The organism is Pseudomonas sp. PS01297, assembly GCF_029959305.1.
Classification (GTDB): Bacteria; Pseudomonadota; Gammaproteobacteria; order Pseudomonadales; family Pseudomonadaceae; genus Aquipseudomonas; species Aquipseudomonas helleri.
Genome location: NZ_JASCPQ010000093.1, coordinates 1 through 21,863 on the forward strand (window position 1 = coordinate 1; position 21,863 = coordinate 21,863).

Consider the following 21,863-nt stretch of genomic DNA (forward strand, 5'->3'; position numbering starts at 1 on the left):
CTGCTCGGCAGCGACTACAGATGCGTAGTCGCTGCCGAGCAGCGCGAGGCTGCGTCAAGGTTGTTTATACGCCAGCCGGAACGTGTGCAGCAGCGGCTCGGTGTAGCCATTGGGTTGCGCGCACCCTTCAAACACCAACGCGCACGCCGCTTGAAACGCGACCGAATGATCAAAATTTGCCGCCATGGGCGTGTACTGCGGGTCGTCGGCGTTTTGCTGGTCAACCACCCGGGCCATGCGTTGCAAGGTTTCGAGGGTTTGCTCACGGCTGATCACGCCATGCAGCAGCCAATTGGCGATGTGCTGGCTGGAAATACGCAACGTCGCGCGGTCTTCCATCAGGCCTACATCGTGAATGTCGGGCACTTTGGAGCAACCAATGCCTTGTTCAACCCAGCGCACCACGTAGCCCAGCAAACCCTGGGCATTGTTTTCGACTTCTTCGCGGATGGCGTCCGCTGACCATTCGGCCTTGCTTACCACCGGCACGGTCAGCAGTCCTTCAAGCAGGGACTCGCTGACGTCGGCGTAGCGGGTCTGTTCGAGGGTGGTTTGCACGTCGTGTACCGACACCTGGTGGTAATGCAGCGCATGCAGGGTTGCCGCCGTCGGTGAGGGCACCCAGGCGGTGGTGGAACCGGCTTGGGGATGGGCGATTTTCTGTTGCAGCATGTCGGCCATCCGGTCCGGCATGGCCCACATGCCTTTGCCGATCTGTGCGCGGCCGCGCAAGTTGCAATCAAGCCCCACCAGTACGTTGTTGCGCTCGTAGGCGGCAATCCACGGCGTGCCTTTCATGTCGCCCTTGCGCAGCATCGCCCCGGCTTGCATGGCGCTGTGGATTTCGTCGCCGGTGCGGTCGAGAAAGCCGGTGTTGATGAACGCCACCCGTGACGCGGCGGCGCCAATGCAGGCCTTGAGGTTGACGCTGGTGCGCCGCTCTTCGTCCATGATGCCCATTTTCAGGGTGTGGCGTTGCAGCTGCAGAAGATCTTCGACCCGGCTGAACAACTGCTCGGCAAAGGCCACTTCGGTCGGGCCGTGCATTTTCGGTTTGACGATGTACACGCTGCCAGCGCGGGAATTACCGCGGCGTTGCAGGTCATGCACGGCGATCAGGCTGGTGATGACGCCGTCGAGAATCCCTTCGGGAATTTCCAGGCCTTGATTGTCGAGGATCGCCGGATTGGTCATCAGGTGCCCGACGTTGCGAATAAACAACAACGAGCGCCCCGGCAGCGTCAGCGACGAGCCGTCGGCGCCGGTGTATTCGCGATCGGGGTTGAGGCGGCGGGTGATGGTTTTGCCGTTTTTGACCAAGTCTTCTTTAAGATCGCCCTTCATCAAGCCCAGCCAGTTGCGATAGACCTGCACCTTGTCGTCTGCGTCGACCGCCGCTACCGAGTCTTCGCAGTCGATGATGGTCGAGAGTGCGGCCTCCATCAGCAGGTCTTTGACCCCCGCGGCGTCAGACTGGCCGATGACGCTGTGGCGGTCGATCTGGATTTCAACGTGCAGGTCATTGTGCTTGAGCACAATGGCCGTCGGCTCGGCGGGGGCACCCTGATAACCAAGGTATTGGGCGGCGTTGGCCAAACCGCTCTGGCTGCCATCTGTGAGGCTGACCCGCAGGGTCTTACCTTCAATCTGGTAGCGCGTGGCATCCACGTGCGAGCCCTTTTGCAGCGGGAACGCCTGATCCAGAAACGCCCGGGCAAACGCGATCACTTTGGCCCCGCGCAGCGGGTTGTAGGCGCGGCCCGCTTCAGCGCCGCCGTCGCTGGCGATCACATCGGTGCCATACAGCGCGTCGTACAGCGAACCCCAGCGGGCGTTGGCCGCATTCAGGGCATAGCGCGCATTGGCGGCAGGCACCACCAACTGTGGCCCGGCCTGTGTACTGATTTCGCTGTCGACGTTGGCCGTGTTGACCTTGACCTGCTCGGGTGGCGCTTGCAGGTAGCCAATGCCGCTGAGGAAGTTGCGGTACGCCGCCATGTCGGTGATCGGGCCGGGGTGCGCGCGGTGCCAGGTGTCGAGTTCGCCTTGCAGCCGATCACGCTCGGCCAACAGGGCACGGTTGAGCGGTGCCAGTTCGTGCACCAGCCCGGCGAAACCGCTCCAGAACGCTTGCGAATCCAGCCCGGTGCCCGGCAGCACGTCGTGTTCAATGAAGTGGTGCAGCACGGGTGCAACCTTGAGGCCGTGACAGTTAACAAAATCGCTCACTGTTATCTCTCCTTCAGTTCGGTTTATTTGAGGCTGTGCGCGCCAACTTTGGCGACTTGCGCGTCTTGCGCGGAGGTGACCCCGGACACGCCAATGGCCCCGATGACCTGGCCGTCGGCGATGATCGGCACGCCGCCTTCAAGGGAGGTCAGCAACGGCGCGGACAAAAACGCATGGCGCCCGCCATTGACCATGTCTTCGTAGCCTTTGGACTCGCGGCGTCCCAGGGCGGAGGTGCGGGCTTTTTCGGTGGCGATGTAGGCGCTGATCGGTGCGCACTCATCGAGCCGCTCCAGTGCCAGCGGGTGGCCGCCGTCATCGACAATCGCGATGCTCACGGCCCATTGGTTATTTTGCGCCTCGAGGCGGGCAGCCTTGAGAATCTGCTGGACTTCGGTCTGGCTCAATACGGCTTTGCTTTTCATGACAGGTCTCAAGTGAGTTAGGGGTTAAGGCAATGCCGCTTCGACCAGCTCGATCCAGTGCCGCACCGGGGTGCGTCCGGCACCGTTAAGGTGGGTTTGGCAGCCGATATTGGCGGTGATGATGACCTCGGGTTTGCCGCTTTCCAGTGCGTTCAGCTTGTTATCGCGCAGTTGTCGCGACAATTCGGGTTGGGTCAGCGAATATGTGCCTGCCGAGCCGCAGCACAAATGGCTGTCAGGCACCGCAGTGAGGTTGAAACCCAAGCGGGTGAGGACAGACTCCACCGCGCCGCCGAGCTTTTGTGCGTGCTGCAAGGTGCACGGGCAGTGGAAGGCCACTCGCTGGCTGCTGCTGATGGCAAGGGTTTCCAGAGGCTCGTCACGCAGTACTTCAACCAGGTCCTTGGCCAGGGCGCTGACCTTTTTGGCCTTGTCGGCATACGCCGGATCGGTGCTCAACAAGTGCCCGTATTCCTTGATAAAGGCCCCGCAGCCGCTGGCGGTTTGCACGATGGCTTCGGCGCCTTGTTCAATACTTGGCCACCAGGCGTCGATGTTGCGCCGGGCCCGGTTGAGGCCCGCGGCTTGTGCGTCGAGGTGGTAATCCACGGCGCCGCAACAACCGGCCTCACGGCCTGGCGTGATGCTGATGCCCAGCCGGTCCAGAACGCGGGCGGTGGCGGCGTTGGTGTTGGGCGACAAGCCGGGTTGCACGCAGCCTTCGAGCATCAATACCTGACGGGCATGACGGCGGGTCGGGCGCGCTTTGGCAGGTTCGACGTTGTGTGGCAGCTTGCTTTGCAAGGTCGCGGGCAACACGGCGCGAAACACCTGACCGCTGCCCAGCAACCCTTTAAACAGGCCCGGTTTGGGCACCACGGCGCGTAATCCCTCGCGCAACAGGCGCTGGCCAAGCGGCCGCTGCACCGCCGCGTCCACCACCGCCCGGCCAATGTCCAGCAGGTTGTGGTAATCGACCCCGGAAGGGCAGGTGGTTTCGCAATTGCGACACGACAGGCAGCGGTCCAGATGCGCTTGGGTTTTGCGGGTGACGTCGTTGCCTTCCAGCACTTGCTTGATCAGGTAAATCCGCCCGCGCGGGCCGTCCAGTTCATCGCCGAGCAATTGATAGGTCGGGCAGGTGGCATTGCAGAAACCGCAGTGCACGCAGGACCGCAGGATGCGTTCGGCTTCTTCGGCGCGGGGCAGTTGCCGGGCTTGTTGGCTCAAAGTGGTTTGCATGGCTCAAAGCTCCGCGTACAGGCGCCCGGGGTTGAAAATACCCTTGGGGTCGAGTTGTTGCTTGAGGGTGCGGTGGTAGCGCATCAGGGCTGCCGGCAACGGTTGGAACGGGCTGTCAGTCTGGCCGGGTGTGTAGCAGGTCGCATGCCCGCCCACTTCTTCAACCACACGGCGGATAAAGGCCGCATCGGCATCCGATTTGAGCCAGCGCTGGGCGCCGCCCCAGTCGATCAACTGCTGGCCGGGCAGGGCCAGTGGTGCGGTGTTGTTGGGCAAGGACAAGCGCCACAGCGGCTGGCCTTGAGCAAAGTAATCCAGGCGTTGCTCGTTCAAATCCGCCCAATAGGCGGCGTCCAGCAACTCGCCGCCCAGCCTGTCATGGGCAGCCGCCACCGACCCTTCGCCGCCTTCAAGGCGCAGGTGCAGGCGCTGCCCGTCGTGGCACGCGGCGCTGATCGGCAGCGGCTCCTGGCCCCATTGCGCCAGGCGTTGCAGGGCCCGGTCAGGGTCGATTTCCAGGCTGATGCTCAAGGCCTGACGCGGTTTGGGCAGGACCTTGAGCGACACCTCGGTGATCACCCCCAATGCGCCATAACTGGCGGCCATCAAGCGCGATAGGTCATAACCGGCGACGTTTTTCATCACCTCGCCACCAAAGCGCAAATGCTTGCCGTGGCCGGTGATCACGCGGGTGCCCAGTACATAGTCACGCACCGAGCCGGCCCATGGGCGACGTGGCCCGGACAGCCCGCTGGCGACCATGCCGCCCACGGTCGCGTGGCTGCCGAATGACGGCGGTTCGCAGGGCAACATCTGCTGCGCCGCGTCCAGGGCGGCGGCCAGTTCACTCAATGGCGTGCCGCAGCGGGCGGTGATCACCAATTCTGTTGGGTCGTAGCTGACGATGCCCCGGTGGGTGCGGGTGTCGAGCACTTCGCCGGTCATCGGGCGGCCCAGAAACGCCTTGCTGTCAGCGCCCTGAATGCGCAAAGGCGTGGCGCTGTGCAGGGCCTGGTTGACCTGTTGCAGCAGCGCGGCGCTGTTGTCGACATCATGTTCACTGCGCATCAAAAACGCTCCAGTTCAGGGAAGGGCAACTGACCCATGTGCACGTGCATCGCGCCAAATTCGGCGCAGCGGTGCAGGGTGGGGATGTTCTTGCCGGGGTTGAGCAGCCCGCCGGGGTCGAACGCGGCTTTGACGGCATGGAACAGGGTCAGCTCATCACTGTTGAACTGCGCGCACATCTGGTTGATTTTTTCACGGCCCACGCCGTGTTCGCCGGTGATGCTGCCGCCGACTTTCACGCACAGTTCGAGGATCTTACCGCCCAGCGCTTCGGCGCGATCCAGCTCGCCGGGCTGGTTGGCATCAAACAGGATCAGCGGGTGCATATTGCCGTCACCGGCGTGAAACACGTTGGCCACGCGCAAGTCGTATTCGGCTGACAGTGCGGCGATGGCTTGCAACACGCCGGGCAGCTCGCGGCGCGGTATGGTGCCGTCCATGCAGTAATAGTCTGGCGAAAGACGGCCCACTGCCGGGAACGCATTTTTGCGTCCGGCCCAGAACCGCACGCGCTCGGCCTCATCCTGGGCCTGGCGCACTTCGGTGGCTCCCGCGAGTTCCAGCACCTGGCGCACGCGCTCGCAGTCATCGTGCACGTCTGCCTCTACGCCATCGAGTTCGCACAACAGGATGGCTTCGGCGTCGACCGGGTAACCCGCGTGGATAAAGTCTTCTGCGGCGCGAATCGCCAGGTTGTCCATCATTTCCAGACCGCCCGGAATAATCCCCGCCGCAATAATGTCGCCCACCGCGCGCCCGGCTTTCTCGACTGAATCGAACGCGGCCAGCAGCACCTTTGCGGTTTGCGGCTTGGGCAGCAGCTTGACGGTGACTTCGGTGATTACCCCGAGCATGCCCTCGGAGCCCGTGAACAGCGCCAGCAGGTCCAGCCCCGGCGAGTCGAGTGCTTGTGAGCCGAGGGTCAGGTGTTCGCCGTCCACCGTGAGGATCTCAACCTGCAACACGTTGTGCACGGTCAGGCCGTACTTCAGGCAATGCACGCCACCGGCGTTCTCGGCCACATTGCCGCCAATCGAACAGGCAATTTGGGACGAAGGGTCCGGCGCGTAGTACAAACCATAGGGCGCGGCAGCCTGGGAAATCGCCAGGTTGCGCACCCCCGGCTGAACCCGCGCGGTGCGGGCGGCGGCGTCGATGTGGAGGATGTTGTTGAAGCGCGCCATCACCAGCAGCAAGCCTTTTTCCAATGGCAAGGCGCCGCCCGACAAGCCCGTGCCCGCGCCGCGTGCGACCACCGGCACCTTGTGCGCATGGCAGAGCCGCAGCACGGTCTGCACCTGCTCAAGGTGATGGGGCAGGACCACCAGCATCGGCGTGGTGCGATAGGCCGACAGACCGTCGCACTCGTAGGGCTTCAGTTCCTCAGGCTCATGCAGGATTTTCAGGTCGGGCACCTGTGTTTGCAGGGCCAGCAGCAGGGCGTTTTTGTCGACGTCGGGCAGAACCCCGTCGACGGCTTCGTCGTAAAGAATATTCATGGTCGGTGGGCGACACCTGTTTATTTTTATTAGAGGTCCGTTGCCGGAGAGTGCTGACTTGCATCATTGGCCCGAGGCGATTTACTGTCCATACGTTGTTGAACTGGTCGAACCAGTTTTTGCAGCGCCGCTTGTTTGTTTCAATTAAAAATAAATTCAAAAACAATGCGTTAGGTGTGTGCGCAAACCGACAGGATTGTGCCGGCCGAACTGGTCGTACCAGTTGGAGTATTCATGGACAGAATGGAATCACCGCGCAACCCGCAAGTGGCCGATGTGGTGTGTGAGCGCATCGAGCGCCTGATCGTGGACGGAGTGCTCAAGACCGGGCAATTACTGCCCTCGGAACGGCGTTTGACCGAAAAACTCGGCGTGTCCCGTACCTCCCTGCGTGAAGGCCTGAAACTGCTGCGCGCTCGCGGCATCATCAAGACCGAGCAGGGCAAGGGTTCTTTCGTTGCCGATCTTTCCGGCGAGGCGAGTGCGTCGCCGCTGATGCACTTGTTCAGCTCGCAACCGCGCACGCTGTATGACCTGTTTGAAGTGCGCTGCTTGCTGGAGGGCGAATCTGCACGGCTGGCGGCCTTGCGCGGTACCGACGCCGATTTTGTGCTGATCACCCGTAGCTATCATGCGTTGCTCGATGCGCACGACCGTTCCCTCGATGCGTCTGCCCATGCACGACTGGACCATGCCTTTCACTTGGCCATTTGTGAGGCGTCGCATAATCCGGTGCTGGTGCAGACCCTGCGTTCACTCACCGATCTGTTGTTGAACACGGTGTTTGCATCGGTCAATAACCTCTACCACCGCGAGCCGCAAAAGCGCCAAATCGACCGCCAGCACGCGCGGCTGTACAACGCCGTGACCGGTCGCTTGCCGGAGCAGGCGCGCAAGGCGGCCATCTCTCATATCCAGAGCATCAGTGAAAGTCTTAAAGAGATCGAAAACGAAGAACAGCGGCTGGTGCGGGCGACGATGCGCCTGGAGGGGTGGAGCTGAACATGGCGTCCAGCTCCTGTGTTGCGGGGTCAGGCCACTTTGCCGCGGATGGTCAACAAGCTGATGCCCAGGCCCATAAACGAGGCGCCAAACAAGCGGTTAAGGGCTTTGGCCCGCGCTGGCGTCGCCAAGTAGCCTTTTAGCGTCTGCGCGAGCAGGGCATAAAACAGGTGAGCGACAATCGAGCAGCCGGCAAATGTAATGATCAGCACGGCGAGGTAAGACAAGCTGGAGTCACCGCCCTGAATGAACTGCGGCAGGAAGGCGGCAAAGAACAGGATGGCTTTGGGGTTGGTAATCGCGACCGAGAAGCCTTTGGTGAACAGCTTCCAGCCTGACAGATTTTCTGAAGGATTAGCCTGCACGTTATCAAACGCGCGATTGCGGCTGCGCCACTGTTTGATGCCCAGATAAATGAGGTAACTGGCCCCCGCGACCTTCAGTACCAGGAATGCCGTGGCAGACGCGATTAACAGTGCACCGAGCCCAGCACTGGTGGCGGAGGCAATCAGCAGCAGCCCGATGGCATTGCCCAGCGAGCCGATCATCGCCCGCCACGGGCCATGGCTGATGGAGTTGGACAACGACATGATCACCGCAGGCCCGGGGGTGAGCGTCACGAGCATGGCGATAAAGGTGAAGCTCAGCCAATCATTTAATGAAACCAAAGGGGAACTCTCCGCAAGACCCACACAGCAGGGGCTGCAAGATTCTCATAGAGCGGGTGCTAACGCTACACCGCGCACGTCCTGTAGCCGCTGACGAGGTACGAGGCTGCGATGCGGGCCGAAGGACCGCCGTTGGGATTCGATTTGAATACTTGTAGGAGGATCTGCATTGCGATCATTCAGAAGATCAAAAGATCGCGAGGCAAGCTCGCTTCTACAGTTTTCATCGTGCACGCCCGTTCTGATTGTGCCCATTGATGACGCACCCTCCGCGCACCAAAAGCGGCCGCGCATGATCGATGCCGATGCATCCGCATGCGTATTTTTATGAAATTTTCTTCATTTTTAGTGGTTTTGACAGGCTGGCACAGCCCTTGCTCCAGGCCCTTGCAGGCACAGATATTTTCTTTCGCTTCAAAGGACTGATCATGCAAGAGCAAGTAATGGTTGTGAGCCGCCGCAAGGTGCTGAACTGGATCGGTGTGACAGCGGGTGCCGCTGCGATGTATCAGGCAATGAGTGCGTTGAGCTTTGCCGCAGAATCCACCTACGAGCGCAATTTTGCCTTGAGCGGCGCGCCCAAGGGCACCCGTGTATTGATTCTCGGGGCAGGGCTGGCGGGCATGACTGCCGCTTACGAACTGCGTAAAGCCGGGTATCAGGTCAAGGTGCTGGAGTTCAACGCCAAGCCTGGCGGGCGTTGCTGGACGTTGCGCGGTGGCGACCGCTTTACCGAGTTGGGCGGTGCGACCCAACAGTGCGAGTTTGATAAAGGCTTGTACCTCAATCCCGGACCGTGGCGCATTCCTTACCATCACCATGCGGTGCTCGATTACTGTCATAAGTTCGGTGTCGCGCTGGAGCCATTTATTCAGGTCAATTACAACGCCATGGTGCATTCCACCAAGGCGTTTGGTGGCAAGCCGCAGCGTTATCGCGAGGTGCAGGCCGACTTTCAGGGGCATGTTGCCGAACTATTGAGCAAGGCTGTCAACCAGCACGGCCTGGACCAGGCCCTGACCCGCGAGGACCGCGAACGCTTGCTGGAAGTGATGCGCAAGTGGGGCGCGCTGGATGCCAACAACGCGTACAAGAAATCCCTGGAAACCAGCCTGCGCCGGGGTTTTGCTGTGGATGATGGCGGCGGTCTGATGCCCGAGGCGGTGCCGTCCGAGCCCATTGACTGCAAGGCGCTGCTCGATTCCAACCTCTGGCAAAGCATCGCCAGCGGCCAGGAGTACGAATTCCAGAGCAGCATTTTCCAGCCGGTGGGCGGCATGGACATGATTGCCCAGGCCTTTCAGAAACAGGTGAATGACCTGATTCATTACAACGCCAAGGTCACGCGTATCCAGCAAGATGCCAACGGCGTGACAGTCACGTATCAAAACAGTGATGGCAGCGGCGGGGCACAGCAGGAACAGGCTGACTGGTGCGTGTGCACCTTGCCGCTGTCGATCCTTGGGCAATTGCCCATCGATGTCAGCGCGCCGATGATGAGCGCCATTCGCGCCGTGCCTTACGAGTCTTCGGTGAAGGTCGGCTTGCAGTTCAAGCGGCGTTTCTGGGAGCAGGACGAGCATATCTACGGCGGCATCACCTACACCGACACGCCCGTCAGCAAGATCAGCTACCCGAGCACCGACTATGGCAAGCAAGGCAAGGGCGTGCTGCTGGGGGCGTATATCTGGGGCCCGAATGCCTACGAATTTACCGCCATGAGCCCGCAAATGCGCGTGCAAAAGGCTGTGGAGTTTGGCGCGCAGATTCACCCGCAATACCCCAGCGAATTCGAAAACGGCATCGCCGTTGGCTGGCATCGTGTGCCCTGGACTAACGGCTGCTACGGCTTATGGACGCCCGAGACGCGCCAACAGCACTACAAAAATCTGTGCCAGATCGACGGCCGCATTGTGCTCGCGGGTGAGCATGCTTCGTACATTCCAGCCTGGATGGAGGGCGCGATTTTGTCGTCGCACGATGCGATCAAGCGCCTGCATACCCACATCATCGCCAGCACTAAAACCGCCTGACAGGGAGTTAGCCATGCGTACGATTATGTCCACCGCTGTGTTGTGGGGCCTGATGGGCAGCGCGACGGCGTTTGCCGCTGACGCCCCGATCCTGTCCACCTCCGGCAAGTTCGAAGAACAGACCGGTGAAGCGCTGTTCAATCAAGTCTGCCAGGGCTGCCACATGGCCGAAGGCCAAGGGGCTCATGGTGCAGGCGCTTACCCGGCGCTGTCGACCAACTCCAAGCTCGGTGCCAAGGTGTACCCGGTGTACATGGTGGCCTCCGGGCAAGGTGGTATGCCGGGCTTCAAAAAGTACATGGATGACCAGCAGATTGCTGCGGTGGTCAACTATGTCCGCACACATTTTGGTAATCAATATCCCGATACGGTCACGGCCGAAGAGGTTAGGGTCCTCACCCAGCGCTGATAAGCACTATGGATTACGTGTTTTTTTTACACCCCTAAAGGAATAAACCATGTCGAAGAACATCATCACCACTGTCCTGCTGACCTCTTTGCTGGGCGGCTTGATGGCCACCCAAGCCAACGCCGCAGAGGTGATCCGGCACAAGCTGCCAAACTCCGATTTCCCGATCTCCCTGGCCGTGGAAATTCCGCCTGGGGCCACCGTGGTCAACCTCAGTGGCGTAGTGCCGCCGATTGCCGACAGCAAGGCCGACCCCAAGACACTGGCTGCTTATGGCGACACCGAAGTGCAGACAGTCAATGTGCTGAAGAACATTGAAGGCACGTTGAAAAGCCTCAATCTGACCATGGGCGATGTGGTGAAAATGCAGGTCTATCTGGTGGGGACGCCTGAAACCGGCAAGATGGATTTCGCCGGTTTTATGAAGGGCTACACCCAGTTCTTTGGCACGGCTGCCCAGCCCAAGCTCCCAACCCGCTCAGCGTTCCAGGTGGCCGGTCTGGCCAACCCCAACTATCTGGTAGAAATCGAAGTGACGGCGGTTCGTCCATAACCTGATCTACGCCTTAACCCATGGTCAGCGAACACGCTGGCCATGGTGCGTGGCTTTTAAACCTGGCCGCTGATAATCGCATCGGCAATGGTTGCGCAAAACCAGCGCAGCGCCGCCGAACTCTCACTGTTCGGGTTCCAATGCAACGAGACATCGAACTCGGGCACCTGGAACGGCAAGTCCAGCATCTGCAACCCCCCGTCATGCACAAATAATCTGGCGATCTGCTCAGGCAGCACGGCCAGCAGGTCGGTGCCCGGAAGAATTTTCGGCAGCACGGAAAAATGCGGCACGTGCAGGTTGATCCGCCGCTCGACATTCATGCTCTTCAAGACGTCTTCAATGCTGCCGTGGCCGGAGGTGCGGGTCACGGTGACGTGCCGTTCGGCGAGGAACTGCTGCAGATTGATGTGCTCGCGTATGCGCGGATGGTTGGCGCTGAGCAGGCAGGTATAGCGCTCATGCATCAGCACCCGGTTGTGGGTTCCGGGTACAGGATGGCGGCAAATCGCGGCGTCGATCTTGGCGCTGGCCAGCCATTCACCCACCTGATCGACCTGCAGCGGTATGACTTCGACCTCCGCCTGCGGTGCCTCGCGGTTCAGGCGCGCCAGAATCAGCGATAAAAAGCCCATCTCACCCAAGTCCGAGAGCGCAATGCGAAAGCGTCGTTCAGTGGTTGCCGGGTCAAACTGGCGAGTGCTTTGCACGGCGCCCTCAATGCGTGTCAGGCAATCACGCAGCGTGGGGTAGAGCTGCTGCGCGACAAACGTCGGCTGAATGCCGTCACGGGTGCGACTGAACAACTTGTCATCGAACAGCTCGCGCAGGCGGGCCAGGCCATAGCTCACGGAAGGCTGGGTGACGAACAGACGTTCTGCGGCCAGGGTCACGCTGCGGGCTTCATACAGAGTGATGAAGGTGCGGATCAGGTTCAGGTCGATGTGGCTCATGGCGCCTCAAGTGGCTACAGCGATATAGATAGGGCTTATTTTTAATAGAGATAGTATCGATTTGATCAATCAACTGGCAGCTGCAAGAGTAACCCAAAGTCTAAAAACAGCTGCAAGGGTCCCTATGAAAACCGTTCACTCTGCCACTTACGACATTCTGCGCGAGCAAGGTCTGACCACCATTTTTGGCAACCCCGGCTCCAATGAGCTGCCGTTTCTGAAGGGCTTCCCCGAAGATTTCAGCTACATCCTCGGCCTGCACGAAGGCGCCGTGGTGGGCATGGCCGACGGCTTTGCCCTGGCCACCGGCAAACCGACCTTCGTCAACCTGCACGCCGCAGCAGGCACTGGCAACGGCATGGGCGCGCTGACCAATGCCTGGTACTCCCACAGCCCGCTGGTGATTACCGCCGGGCAGCAAGTGCGTTCGATGATCGGTGTCGAAGCGATGCTGGCCAACGTCGATGCCGCACAGTTGCCCAAGCCTCTGGTGAAATGGAGCCACGAACCGGCCTCGGCGCAGGACGTGCCGCGCACCTTAAGCCAGGCCATTCACATGGCCAGCCTGGCGCCCCGTGGTCCGGTGTATGTGTCCATCCCGTATGACGATTGGGCCTGCGAAGCTCCGGCCGGGGTTGAGCACTTGGCCCGGCGCCACGTGGCAAGTGCCGGTGTGCCGTCGCCTGCGCAGTTGCACGACTGGGGGCAGCGCCTGTCGAGCGCACGCAACCCGGTGCTGGTGCTCGGCCCGGACGTGGATGGCAGTGGCAGCAACGTGCTGGCCGTGCAACTGGCGGAAAAACTGCGCATGCCCGCCTGGGTGGCGCCTTCGGCATCGCGTTGCCCGTTCCCGACGCGCCATCCATGTTTTCGCGGTGTGCTACCGGCGGCGATTGCCGGGATCAGCCGCCTGCTGGCCGACCATGACGTGATTCTGGTAGTAGGCGCGCCGGTGTTTCGTTATCACCAGTTCGCCCCCGGTGACTACCTGCCAGCGGGCACGCAACTGCTGCACATCACCTGTGATCCGGGCGAGGCGGCGCGTGCGCCGATGGGCGATGCGCTGGTGGCGGATATTGCCCTGACCCTTGAAGCCCTGGTGGCCGAGGTTGCACCCGGCACGCGGGCAATGCCCGAGGCTTTACCGCGCCCGCCAGCGGTGGTCGAGGAGGGTGGTTTGCTGCGCCCGGAAACCGTCTTTGACCTGATCGACCAACTGGCCCCCAAAGACTCCATCTACGTCAAGGAGTCCACCTCAACCGTGGGCGCGTTCTGGCAGCGCGTCGAAATGCGCGAACCGGGCAGTTACTTCTTTCCGGCCGCCGGTGGCCTGGGCTTTGGCTTGCCTGCGGCGGTCGGCGTGCAACTGGCCACGCCAGAGCGGCGGGTGGTCGGCATTATTGGTGACGGCTCGGCCAACTACGGCATTACGGCGCTGTGGACGGCGGCGCAATATGGCATCCCCGTGGTGTTCATCATCCTTAAAAACGGTACGTACGGCGCCTTGCGCTGGTTTGCCGATGTGTTGAACGTCAGCGATGCGCCGGGGCTGGATGTGCCAGGCCTGGACTTTTGCGCGATTGCCCAGGGGTACGGCGTACACGCCGTGCGCACCGACACCGCCGAGCAGTTTGCCGTGGCATTCACTGAGGCACTGGAGGGCCAGCGCCCGGTCTTGATCGAGGTGCCGACGCTCACCATCGAGCCTTAGCAGCCCACGTCAGGCCCGAGCCTTGTCTGGGGGAACGGGCCTGATACCGCACGACAACAACAATAAAAAAAGAGGTGGTTATGAACAAAACTTCCGTCAGTGAAGTGATCGACGCCGCACCGTTTAACCGCACGCACCTGCTGATACTGATGTGGGGCTGCTTCATCATGCTGTTCGATGGCTACGACATGGTGATCTATGGCTCGGTGGTGCCGCAGTTGATGCAGGACTGGCAACTGTCTGCGATTGAAGCTGGCACCCTGGGCAGTTGCGCGTTGTTCGGCATGCTGTTCGGCGGCACTCTGATTGCGCCCTTGGCCGACCGTTTTGGCCGGCGCAAGTTGATCATTCTCACCACCTTGCTGGCCAGCCTGGCTGCGTTTCTCACCGGGCACGCCACCACGCCGTTCGAGCTGGGCGCCTGCCGTCTGGTGACGGGCCTGGCCTTGGGCGCGCTGGTGCCCAGTGCGATCAACCTGATCAGCGAATTCGCCCCCGAAGGGCGGCGCAGCACCATGATCACCGTGATGTCGAGCTTCTACTCGGTGGGCGCGGTGCTGTCGGCCTTGCTGGCGATTGCGGTGATCCCGCAATGGGGCTGGCAGGCGGTGTTTTATGTGGCCGTCCTGCCGGTATTGGCGGTGCCATTTATGTTGCGTTACCTGCCTGAGTCGGCGGCGTTTTTGGCCCTCAAGGGGCGCCGTGGTGAACTGGATCAACTGTTGGTCAAAGTCGACCCGGCGTATCGCCCCGGCACTCCTTTGAGCCTGCCGGTTAATGACAAACAGACCCGCGCTGCCCGCCTGCCGCAGCTATTCAGCAAAGGTCAGGCGCTGGCCACTGTGTTGCTGTGGGTGGCATTCGCCATGTGCATGCTGATGAGCTACGGGCTCAATACCTGGTTGCCCAAACTCATGGCGCATGGCGGTTACCCCTTGGGTTCGAGCCTCGCGTTTCTGGTGACCCTCAACGTGGGTGCCACGGTGGGTGCACTGTTAGGCGGCTGGCTGGCGGACCGTCTGGGTGTGCAGCGCACTCTGGCGTTGTTTTTCGTTCTGGCGGCGCTGTCGTTGGCCGCCCTTGGCTTCAAGCCCGGCCCGATCCTGCTTAACCTGCTGTTGCTGATTGCGGGTGCAACCACCATAGGCACTCTGGCGGTAATTCATGCCTATGCTTCGATTTCTTACCCGGCGCACATCCGTTCGACCGGCGTGGGCTGGGCCGCCGGGATTGGCCGTCTCGGGGCCATTGCCGGGCCGATGCTCGGCGGCAGCCTGTTGGCGCTGGACTTACCCTTCCAGCAGAACTTTTTGGCGTTCGCGTTGCCCGGAGTAATAGGTGCTTTGGCGATCGTGTGCATTCACGTACGCCCCACGTCTTCCGTTACCCAAGCCTCTGAATCTGTTTAAAAGGAGCATGACATGACCCATTACAGCGATTTTCATCTGCAACCGATTGCCGGAGAGTGGCGTAAAGGCACGGGCGGTAAACACCTGCGGGTGACTAATCCGTTTGACGACTCGCTGCTGCTGGAAATCCCTCAGGCCAACCGGGCCGACCTCGACGCTGCCTATCGCAAGGCCGCCGAGGTGCAGCCGCAATGGGCGGCGCTTGGGCCTTCGGCGCGAGCGGCGGTGTTGCATGAGGTGGTGGCGGTGTTTGACCGGCGCCGCGACGAAATCATCGACTGGCTCATCCGTGAGTCCGGAAGCACCCGGCTCAAGGCGCAACTGGAGTGGGGCGCGGCACGGGCCATTGCGCTGGAGTCGGCATCGTTCCCGGCGCGGGTTCACGGGCGCATCGTCGAGTCCAACGTACCGGGTAAAGAGAGCCGGGTGTATCGCAGCGCGCTTGGCGTGGTCGGCGTTATCAGCCCGTGGAACTTCCCGCTGCACTTGACCCAGCGCTCCATTGCCCCGGCGCTGGCGCTGGGCAACGCCGTGGTCATCAAACCGGCCAGCGATACCCCGGTGTGTGGCGGTTTGCTGCTGGCGCGCATCTTTGAAGAGGCCGGGTTACCGGCTGGCGTATTGAGCGTGGTGGTGGGTGCGGGCAGTGAAATTGGCGATGCGTTTGTCGAGCACCCGGTGCCGTCGCTCATCACCTTCACAGGTTCAACCCCGGTCGGTCGCGGTATTGGCGCAATCGCCAGCGGCGGCGAACACCTCAAGCACGTCGCGCTGGAGTTGGGCGGTAACAGCCCCTTTGTCGTGCTGGAAGACGCTGACCTGGAGCAGGCGGTGAATGCTGCGGTGTTTGGTAAATTCCTGCACCAGGGGCAGATCTGCATGGCGATCAACCGCATCATCATCGACGAGCGTTTGTATTCGGCCTTTGCCGAGCGTTTTGTAGAGCGGGTCAAAGGGCTCAAGGTGGGCGACCCGAACCTGCAAGACACCGTGATCGGCCCGGTCATCAACGCCAAGCAGTTGCAGGGCCTGCATGAAAAGATCGAACTGGCCCGCGCTGAGGGTGCTCAGCCGCTGTTCGAGGGCGGCAGTAATGGGAACTTGATGGCGCCGCATGTCTATGGCGAAGTCACCGTCGACATGGACCTGGCCCGCAATGAAATTTTCGGCCCGCTGGTGGGGCTGATCCGTGCCCGCGACGAAGCCCATGCCCTGGAATTGGCCAACGCCACCGAATTCGGCCTTTCCAGCGCCGTCTTCAGTACCAACCTGGAACGCGCCGTCACCTTTGCCCGCAAAGTGAGAGCAGGCATGACCCACGTCAACGACATCCCGGTCAACGACGAAGCCAACGCACCTTTTGGCGGTGAAAAGAACTCAGGGCTTGGCCGTTTCAATGGTGACTGGGCGATTGATGAATTCACCCGTGACCACTGGATCAGCGTGCAACACACGCCACGGCACTACCCGTTTTAAACCGCAGCAGTTCTCGTAGGAGCGAGCTCGCCTCGCGATCTTTTGATCTTTAAAAAGATCGCAGCCTTCGTGCCTCGTCAGCGACTACAGTTGCCTGTTTGCTGCGCGACAGCGCGGCGTCGAAGACGGGGGCGGCCCCTCCTACAGTTGTATCGCGCACACCCGTAGCAGTTGACGAGCTTTGCGAGGCTACGTCCGGGCGCGCAGCGACCGTAAAAAGAGCCGGATCAAAAGATCGCGAGCAAGCTCGCTCCTACAGTTGAAATGGGGGTATTCAAAATTTCATCGCCGGATACGATTCTTCTGCCAGCTGAAGTCACTGTGGAACGTGCCGGTATCTCCCCGTAAAACATACAAAGTGGCCCTGTAGGCAGACGACAGGCGTGAGCATTGCAAGCTGCGGACTTTTCGGTAAGCCCAGACCCAGCCGTGTGAGGAAGTGGCGTTCATCTTGGCAATCCTGAGTCGATAAGAACCTCATTGGACTCAGTTTAGAACTCAAGTTCCCTTGCCATGACAAACGTCATACCAATCGTCGGTTGCCTCATAAAACAGGCGTAAAACCGCAGTCTGGCAAGCTCGCCTCAAGTTTTGCTAGTCTGTGTCGTAATCGCAAAGGGAGTACAGACAGCATGGAACTGAAATCACCGGACAAAAATATTCGAATTGTCGGCTTGGCAGGGATCGTCGCGGGGCTGGGAATGATAGTGGCCGGTCATGCCAGTTTCGGCACCACGCTTCTGGGCGGCGGGCTGCTGTTTCTGGCACTGCCTCTGTTCAGGACAGCGGGCAAAAAATAAGGGGTTTTTGCCCGGTTCGCTGTGTACTGATGCCCCATACCCTTCATTGCCGAGTCATATCCCATGCATTTATACGTGGTACGGCACGGGGAAACCTGGGCAAATGCCGAGCATCGCTATCTTGGTGCGCTCGATCCGCAACTGACTCAACGAGGCCGTGAGCAAGCTGAAGCCCTGGCGGCTGATCTGCCACAAAATCTGCACACTGTTGTTGTCTCTCCACGCTTGCGAGCAATAGAAACCGCCAACATTCTTAACCGTGACCTCAGGTTGCCGGTTGAGATTATCGACTGTTTCCGTGAGCGCGATGTGGGGGTTTTTGAAGGGTTGACCCAGGCCGAGGCTCGAGAGGGTTTCCCTGAATTGTGGGCGCAAAACATCACCCGTCGCTGGGAGCTTGGGCCAACTGGAGGCGAGTCCATCGCGCAGGTGGTGATACGGGTGCGCGATGGTTTGCTGGCCCTTGAGACGAAATACCCGTCCCAAGCGGTTTTATTAGTTGCCCACGGTTTCTTGGCCAAGACCATTCGTGCGCTGGCCAAAGGTGATTTTTCGGATTTTTATGACTGGCAGTTGGCAAACGGCCAGTTGCTGGCGTTGGAAAATTTGCAGATTCCTGTGCGGGACACTGACGTATTGCGTGCGTCGTTACTGGAGAGCTGAAATGCTGTTTGTTGTCATGCTCGGGGGCAAGCATCCCCGAGCCAAAATCGAAGTCCATGACGTGGTTTTTGCCATCGCCGACAGCCTGGAAGCAACCTACCCGCAACTGCGTCAGGGCTGGTTTGGCAACCCGGCAGGTTTGCACATCGACGCCTGGATGCGTGTTGACGGCGTAGATGGCTGGAAGGTTGAGCTGAGCCCGCTGGCACCGCTGCCAGGTTCGCCGCGTTTGTATTTCATCAACCTGGGTGGCTACGAGGCGAATACCTTTGGTGAAGCCCATCATTACCTGCTGGTGGTTGCCCAGGACAAGAACCAGGCCAAATCCAGGGCCAAACAGCACATGTTCAAGCACTGGCAACAGGCCCACACCGACGTGTTGCTGGATGTGGATGATTGCTTGCCGATTGATCAGGTGAGCGGGCGCTACATTCATCTGATTGAGGGCGAGCACCGGGGTGTGATTCAGCACAACGATTACATCGTTATTTAGCGTGTATCAGCAACAGCCGCAGTTCCTGCAGGCAATTGTTCAATCACCGCTTACCGCACAACAGGCGCTTGCCCTTGGTCATGCAACAAGAACTTTATTTTTGAGTCGAGTTCGTCTGGCGCGCTTTCTGCCGGCAGCGGCGTCGCTTTCACCGAGGCGGTGTTGTTCAGCGCCTGGCCGTCTGATTTGAAGGGTGAGATGACGAGGGGCGGGTGGGAAGGCATGCCGGTTTTTTGTGGTACCCGGTTATAGGAGTACTCGATGAGACAGTTTTCTTTTTCGACGCCCTCAGGCAGGTACCGGCAGGCCTGTGAGCTGTTGTTTCGGTAGCATTTTGCGCGATCGGCTTCTACCAGTCGGTTCTGACAGGCGCTCACAGACAACAGTGCCTGTGCCACTCTTGCCCAATCGGGGCCTTGTGGTGCGTAAGGTTCTGCATGCGCCGCTGACGTCACAAGCAAAAGGCTGACGCTCAGGGTTTTGAATGACGAGATCGTGTTAAACATCCGGGCAGTCCATGGCGAGGGATGCGCGTATGTAACAGGGTTTTTTGAGTTGCCGCAATGCGTCTTGCATGCTGATTTGCTAGGGTGACCCACGGACTCATTTAAGGAATGACGTGATGAAAAAGGAAGTGATGGCGCCCCTCGCGGCGTTTGTGTTGCCGTTGCTCTTGAGCGCATGCAGCCAGCATGCGCCCTCGGTCAGCAGCACGGGCTCTGAAGCAACGGGTGCGGCCCGGCAGTTTGTCGCCCGTGGCAACGAGCCGTTCTGGACCCTCAAGGTCAATGGCGACACCCTGGCCTGGATTACTCCGGATCACTTAGAGGGTCGGCAATTGCACGCCGACAAAGTGGTGTCAGGGGATCGCACGACCTACACCGGCATCGATCAGGGCAAGGCGTTCAGCCTGGTGATCGAGCCTAAACCCTGCACCGACTCGATGTCGGGTGAGACGTTCAGCCACACGTCTACCTGGACTTATGCCGGTGAACGCAACAGCGGATGTGCTGGCGAAGGCAACTGATTCAGGGGGGTAACGCACTCGCTGTGTATCACACTGTGTACCAACCCCACGCTGATACACCCGCAGGTTGTTAACGGTCGAACGCGACACAGACCAGATACACGCCTGGCTTTAAATCTGTCTACCCGATAGCGCAAGTGATCACTCACCTGAACTTGCGCTACGGACCCATTCAGTCAAGCCAGGAGATATAACAATGAAGCGCCATTACGCCGCTCTCGCCGCCACCCTCGCTCTGTCCCTCGGTGCCTTTGCCGGTGCTGCCCACGCTGATGATGCCAAGCCTCAAGAGAAATGCTTCGGCGTGTCGCTGGCCGGTGCCAATGATTGTGCCGCGGGTAAAGGCACCTCATGCGCCGGTACCGCCACCGCTGACTACCAGGGCAATGCCTGGATCCTGGTGGACAAAGGCACCTGCACCCAGATCAAAACCCCTAAAGGCTACGGCAGCCTGACGGAAAAACCGTGATTGCCTCGGCCCCGGTGGTGCTCAAGCGGTTATTGCCTGAGGCACTGCTGTTGTTGGTGGCCCGTGTCGGTATCGCCTCGGTGTTCTTCCTCTCGGGCCGTACCAAAGTCACCGGTTTTCTGGAACTCAAACAGTCGACTTACACCTTGTTTCGCTCGGAATACGCCTTGCCTGTGATCCCCCCGGAATGGGCGGCGCATCTGGCGGCTTACGCCGAGCATGCGTTTCCGCTGTTGCTGGTGCTGGGCCTGATGACCCGCCTGTCTGCTGCTGCACTGTTGGGCATGACCCTGGTGATCGAGGTGTTTGTCTACCCCGACGCCTGGCCGACGCACCTGACCTGGGCGGGGTTGTTGTTGCCGCTGTTGGCCTACGGTGGCGGGGCCTGGTCGCTGGACAACGTGTTGCGCCGTCGGCGTGTGTGAACCCTTTAACAATAATGCTGTGGAGTGTCTTAAATGCGTGTTCTGTCTTCTCTGGTCATCGCCATGGCGCTGACCGCTCCCATGCTGGCTTCAGCGGCTGAAAAGCCGCAGGCGTTGCCCGGCACCGGCAAAAACGTGGTGATTGTGCCTGGCTCGTTTGTCGACGGCTCCGGCTGGCGAGTGGTGCACGACATCCTGTCCCACCAAGGCTACAAGGTCACCGTGGTGCATCAGGGGCATGAAAGCCTTGCTGCAGACGTAGCCGAAGCCCGTGAAGTGCTGGAACAGCAGGTCGGCCCGGTGGTGCTGGTGGGTCACAGTTCCGGCGGCGGGGTGATCTCGATTGCCGGTGACCGGGGCAAGGTCAGGGCGCTGGTTTACGTTTCGGCCCTGCAGCCGGAAGTGGGCGAGAACATGTCCCAGTTGTTGAACTCCATGCCTGCGCCAAGCAATGACATCAAGCAGAGCCGCGACGGCCATCTGTTTGTGGATCGCAGCAAGTTCCATGATGATTTTGCCGCTGACCTGACTACTAACCGCACCAACTTTATGGCGGCCTCGCAAGTTCCGGCCACCACCGCATTGTTCGGCGGCACCGTGTGGGACGCCGCCTGGCACAAGAAGCCGACCTATGCGGTGCTCTCTACCGAAGACCGGGCCTTGAGCCCCGATTTACAGCGCTGGATGTACAAGCGCGCCGGTTCCAAAGTCACTGAACTAAAAGGCAGCCACTCCGTGTACATTTCCCAGCCGGAAGCGGTGGCCAAAGTGATCGAAGACGCTGCATCAGTTATTAACTAATCCCAAACCCCCACAAAAACACCCTGGAGACACCCCATGAGCACTTCTTTGAAATCCCGCGTCAGCCTTGCCACTGCTGCTGCCCTGATCGCTATGGCATCCGCATCTTTTGCTACGGCCGCCAGCGCTGCCGACCAGCAGGAGAAACCTGGCCGCTGCTACGGCGTCAACAGCTGTAAAGGCGAAAGCCAGTGCGCCACGTCGAAAAACGACTGCAAAGGCCTCAATAGCTGCAAAGGCCAGGGCGTTGTGGTGAAAACCCCGTCTGAGTGCATGAAACTGGGCGGCACCACCACCGAAGCCAAATAACCTGCCCGGTGTAGGAGCGAGTTTGTCGCGCGTTTTTTAAGATCAAAAGATCGCGAGACAAGCTTGCTCCTGCGGCAATGCAGTTCACTTAAGAGCAATGCTACCCAAGGGTGGGAGCGGGCTTGCTCGCGATGCTTTTCAGAGCGCCTCATTTATTCGGCAAAAACGCGTCATCGTTAACGACCATCGCGAGCAAGCC

The 21,863-nt window shown here is 60.2% G+C and carries 23 protein-coding genes; 15 read left to right on the plus strand and 8 right to left on the minus strand.

Annotation, left to right across the window (positions count from 1 at the left end; genetic code table 11):
- Positions 1 to 54 precede the first annotated feature (54 nt).
- Genes QMX84_RS21635 through glcD form a run of 5 tightly spaced genes read right to left on the minus strand, consistent with a single transcriptional unit; the run spans position 55 to position 6,463 of the window.
- Entirely contained in the window at positions 55 to 2,229 is a 2,175-nt protein-coding gene (locus QMX84_RS21635) for a malate synthase G (RefSeq protein WP_282364743.1), read from the minus strand.
- A 23-nt stretch (positions 2,230 to 2,252) separates the two neighbouring features.
- Complete coding sequence (locus QMX84_RS21640; RefSeq protein ID WP_282364744.1) at positions 2,253 to 2,654, minus strand: heme-binding protein; 402 nt, start codon at positions 2,652 to 2,654, stop codon at positions 2,253 to 2,255.
- Between the two features lie 24 nt (positions 2,655 to 2,678).
- Positions 2,679 to 3,896 (minus strand): glycolate oxidase subunit GlcF, encoded by a 1,218-nt coding sequence (glcF, locus tag QMX84_RS21645; protein WP_282364745.1) that lies wholly within the window; start codon positions 3,894 to 3,896, stop codon positions 2,679 to 2,681.
- 3 nt (positions 3,897 to 3,899) lie between these two features.
- On the minus strand, positions 3,900 to 4,964 hold the full coding sequence (glcE, locus tag QMX84_RS21650; protein ID WP_282364746.1) for a glycolate oxidase subunit GlcE: 1,065 nt from the start codon (positions 4,962 to 4,964) through the stop codon (positions 3,900 to 3,902).
- Positions 4,964 to 6,463, minus strand: coding sequence for a glycolate oxidase subunit GlcD (glcD, locus tag QMX84_RS21655; protein ID WP_282364747.1), 1,500 nt, complete (start codon positions 6,461 to 6,463; stop codon positions 4,964 to 4,966). The genes glcE and glcD overlap by 1 nt, the downstream gene beginning before the upstream one ends.
- Positions 6,464 to 6,697: 234 nt before the next feature.
- Here glcD and glcC point away from each other — a divergent pair, with 234 nt between their 5' ends.
- Positions 6,698 to 7,465 (plus strand): transcriptional regulator GlcC, encoded by a 768-nt coding sequence (gene glcC, locus QMX84_RS21660; protein ID WP_282364748.1) that lies wholly within the window; start codon positions 6,698 to 6,700, stop codon positions 7,463 to 7,465.
- Between the two features lie 29 nt (positions 7,466 to 7,494).
- Here the strand turns inward: glcC and QMX84_RS21665 are convergent, their stop codons facing one another.
- Positions 7,495 to 8,133, minus strand: coding sequence for a LysE family translocator (locus QMX84_RS21665; protein WP_048369254.1), 639 nt, complete (start codon positions 8,131 to 8,133; stop codon positions 7,495 to 7,497).
- A 503-nt stretch (positions 8,134 to 8,636) separates the two neighbouring features.
- Here QMX84_RS21665 and QMX84_RS21670 point away from each other — a divergent pair.
- The 3 genes from QMX84_RS21670 (at position 8,637) to QMX84_RS21680 (ending at position 11,128) form a co-directional block, all read left to right on the plus strand.
- On the plus strand, positions 8,637 to 10,166 hold the full coding sequence (locus QMX84_RS21670) for a flavin monoamine oxidase family protein (RefSeq protein ID WP_048387060.1): 1,530 nt from the start codon (positions 8,637 to 8,639) through the stop codon (positions 10,164 to 10,166).
- Positions 10,167 to 10,179: 13 nt separating this feature from the next.
- Complete coding sequence (locus QMX84_RS21675; protein ID WP_262123621.1) at positions 10,180 to 10,575, plus strand: cytochrome c; 396 nt, start codon at positions 10,180 to 10,182, stop codon at positions 10,573 to 10,575.
- Between the two features lie 103 nt (positions 10,576 to 10,678).
- A complete protein-coding gene (locus QMX84_RS21680; RefSeq protein WP_256665491.1) occupies positions 10,679 to 11,128 on the plus strand; it encodes a RidA family protein in 450 nt (149 codons plus the stop codon).
- Positions 11,129 to 11,184: 56 nt separating this feature from the next.
- On the opposite strand, the gene QMX84_RS21685 is transcribed toward QMX84_RS21680, so the two are convergent.
- Entirely contained in the window at positions 11,185 to 12,081 is an 897-nt protein-coding gene (locus QMX84_RS21685; protein ID WP_282364750.1) for a LysR family transcriptional regulator, read from the minus strand.
- Between the two features lie 124 nt (positions 12,082 to 12,205).
- On the opposite strand from QMX84_RS21685, the gene mdlC reads away from it, so the two are divergent.
- From mdlC to QMX84_RS21715, 6 genes are all read left to right on the plus strand, one after another.
- The gene (mdlC, locus tag QMX84_RS21690) at positions 12,206 to 13,792 is read left to right on the plus strand and encodes a benzoylformate decarboxylase (protein WP_282364751.1); all 1,587 of its coding nucleotides are present in this window, start codon (positions 12,206 to 12,208) and stop codon (positions 13,790 to 13,792) included.
- An 80-nt stretch (positions 13,793 to 13,872) separates the two neighbouring features.
- Positions 13,873 to 15,201: an aromatic acid/H+ symport family MFS transporter gene (locus tag QMX84_RS21695; RefSeq protein ID WP_282364752.1), complete on the plus strand. Its 1,329-nt coding sequence runs from the start codon at positions 13,873 to 13,875 to the stop codon at positions 15,199 to 15,201.
- A gap of 12 nt (positions 15,202 to 15,213) precedes the next feature.
- Positions 15,214 to 16,677: an aldehyde dehydrogenase family protein gene (locus QMX84_RS21700; protein WP_282364753.1), complete on the plus strand. Its 1,464-nt coding sequence runs from the start codon at positions 15,214 to 15,216 to the stop codon at positions 16,675 to 16,677.
- 632 nt (positions 16,678 to 17,309) lie between these two features.
- Complete coding sequence (locus QMX84_RS21705; RefSeq protein WP_153326517.1) at positions 17,310 to 17,477, plus strand: hypothetical protein; 168 nt, start codon at positions 17,310 to 17,312, stop codon at positions 17,475 to 17,477.
- Between the two features lie 63 nt (positions 17,478 to 17,540).
- On the plus strand, positions 17,541 to 18,140 hold the full coding sequence (locus tag QMX84_RS21710) for a histidine phosphatase family protein (protein ID WP_282364754.1): 600 nt from the start codon (positions 17,541 to 17,543) through the stop codon (positions 18,138 to 18,140).
- A gap of 1 nt (position 18,141) precedes the next feature.
- Entirely contained in the window at positions 18,142 to 18,633 is a 492-nt protein-coding gene (locus QMX84_RS21715; RefSeq protein WP_282364755.1) for a DUF1543 domain-containing protein, read from the plus strand.
- A gap of 50 nt (positions 18,634 to 18,683) precedes the next feature.
- On the opposite strand, the gene QMX84_RS21720 is transcribed toward QMX84_RS21715, so the two are convergent.
- Positions 18,684 to 19,139, minus strand: a complete 456-nt coding sequence (locus QMX84_RS21720) for a hypothetical protein (protein WP_282364756.1) — start codon at positions 19,137 to 19,139, stop codon at positions 18,684 to 18,686.
- Between the two features lie 116 nt (positions 19,140 to 19,255).
- Here QMX84_RS21720 and QMX84_RS21725 point away from each other — a divergent pair, with 116 nt between their 5' ends.
- From QMX84_RS21725 to QMX84_RS21745, 5 genes are all read left to right on the plus strand, one after another.
- Complete coding sequence (locus tag QMX84_RS21725) at positions 19,256 to 19,660, plus strand: hypothetical protein (RefSeq protein ID WP_262123615.1); 405 nt, start codon at positions 19,256 to 19,258, stop codon at positions 19,658 to 19,660.
- A gap of 196 nt (positions 19,661 to 19,856) precedes the next feature.
- Positions 19,857 to 20,129: a DUF2282 domain-containing protein gene (locus tag QMX84_RS21730; protein WP_048369240.1), complete on the plus strand. Its 273-nt coding sequence runs from the start codon at positions 19,857 to 19,859 to the stop codon at positions 20,127 to 20,129.
- Positions 20,126 to 20,554 (plus strand): DoxX family protein, encoded by a 429-nt coding sequence (locus tag QMX84_RS21735; RefSeq protein WP_123752092.1) that lies wholly within the window; start codon positions 20,126 to 20,128, stop codon positions 20,552 to 20,554. Before QMX84_RS21730 ends, QMX84_RS21735 begins: the two co-directional genes overlap by 4 nt.
- Positions 20,555 to 20,587: 33 nt before the next feature.
- Positions 20,588 to 21,355 carry an alpha/beta hydrolase gene (locus QMX84_RS21740; protein ID WP_282364757.1) on the plus strand — a complete coding sequence of 256 codons (768 nt, stop codon included), beginning with the start codon at positions 20,588 to 20,590 and terminating at the stop codon, positions 21,353 to 21,355.
- A gap of 36 nt (positions 21,356 to 21,391) precedes the next feature.
- Positions 21,392 to 21,664: a hypothetical protein gene (locus tag QMX84_RS21745; protein WP_048387006.1), complete on the plus strand. Its 273-nt coding sequence runs from the start codon at positions 21,392 to 21,394 to the stop codon at positions 21,662 to 21,664.
- Positions 21,665 to 21,863 lie beyond the last annotated feature (199 nt).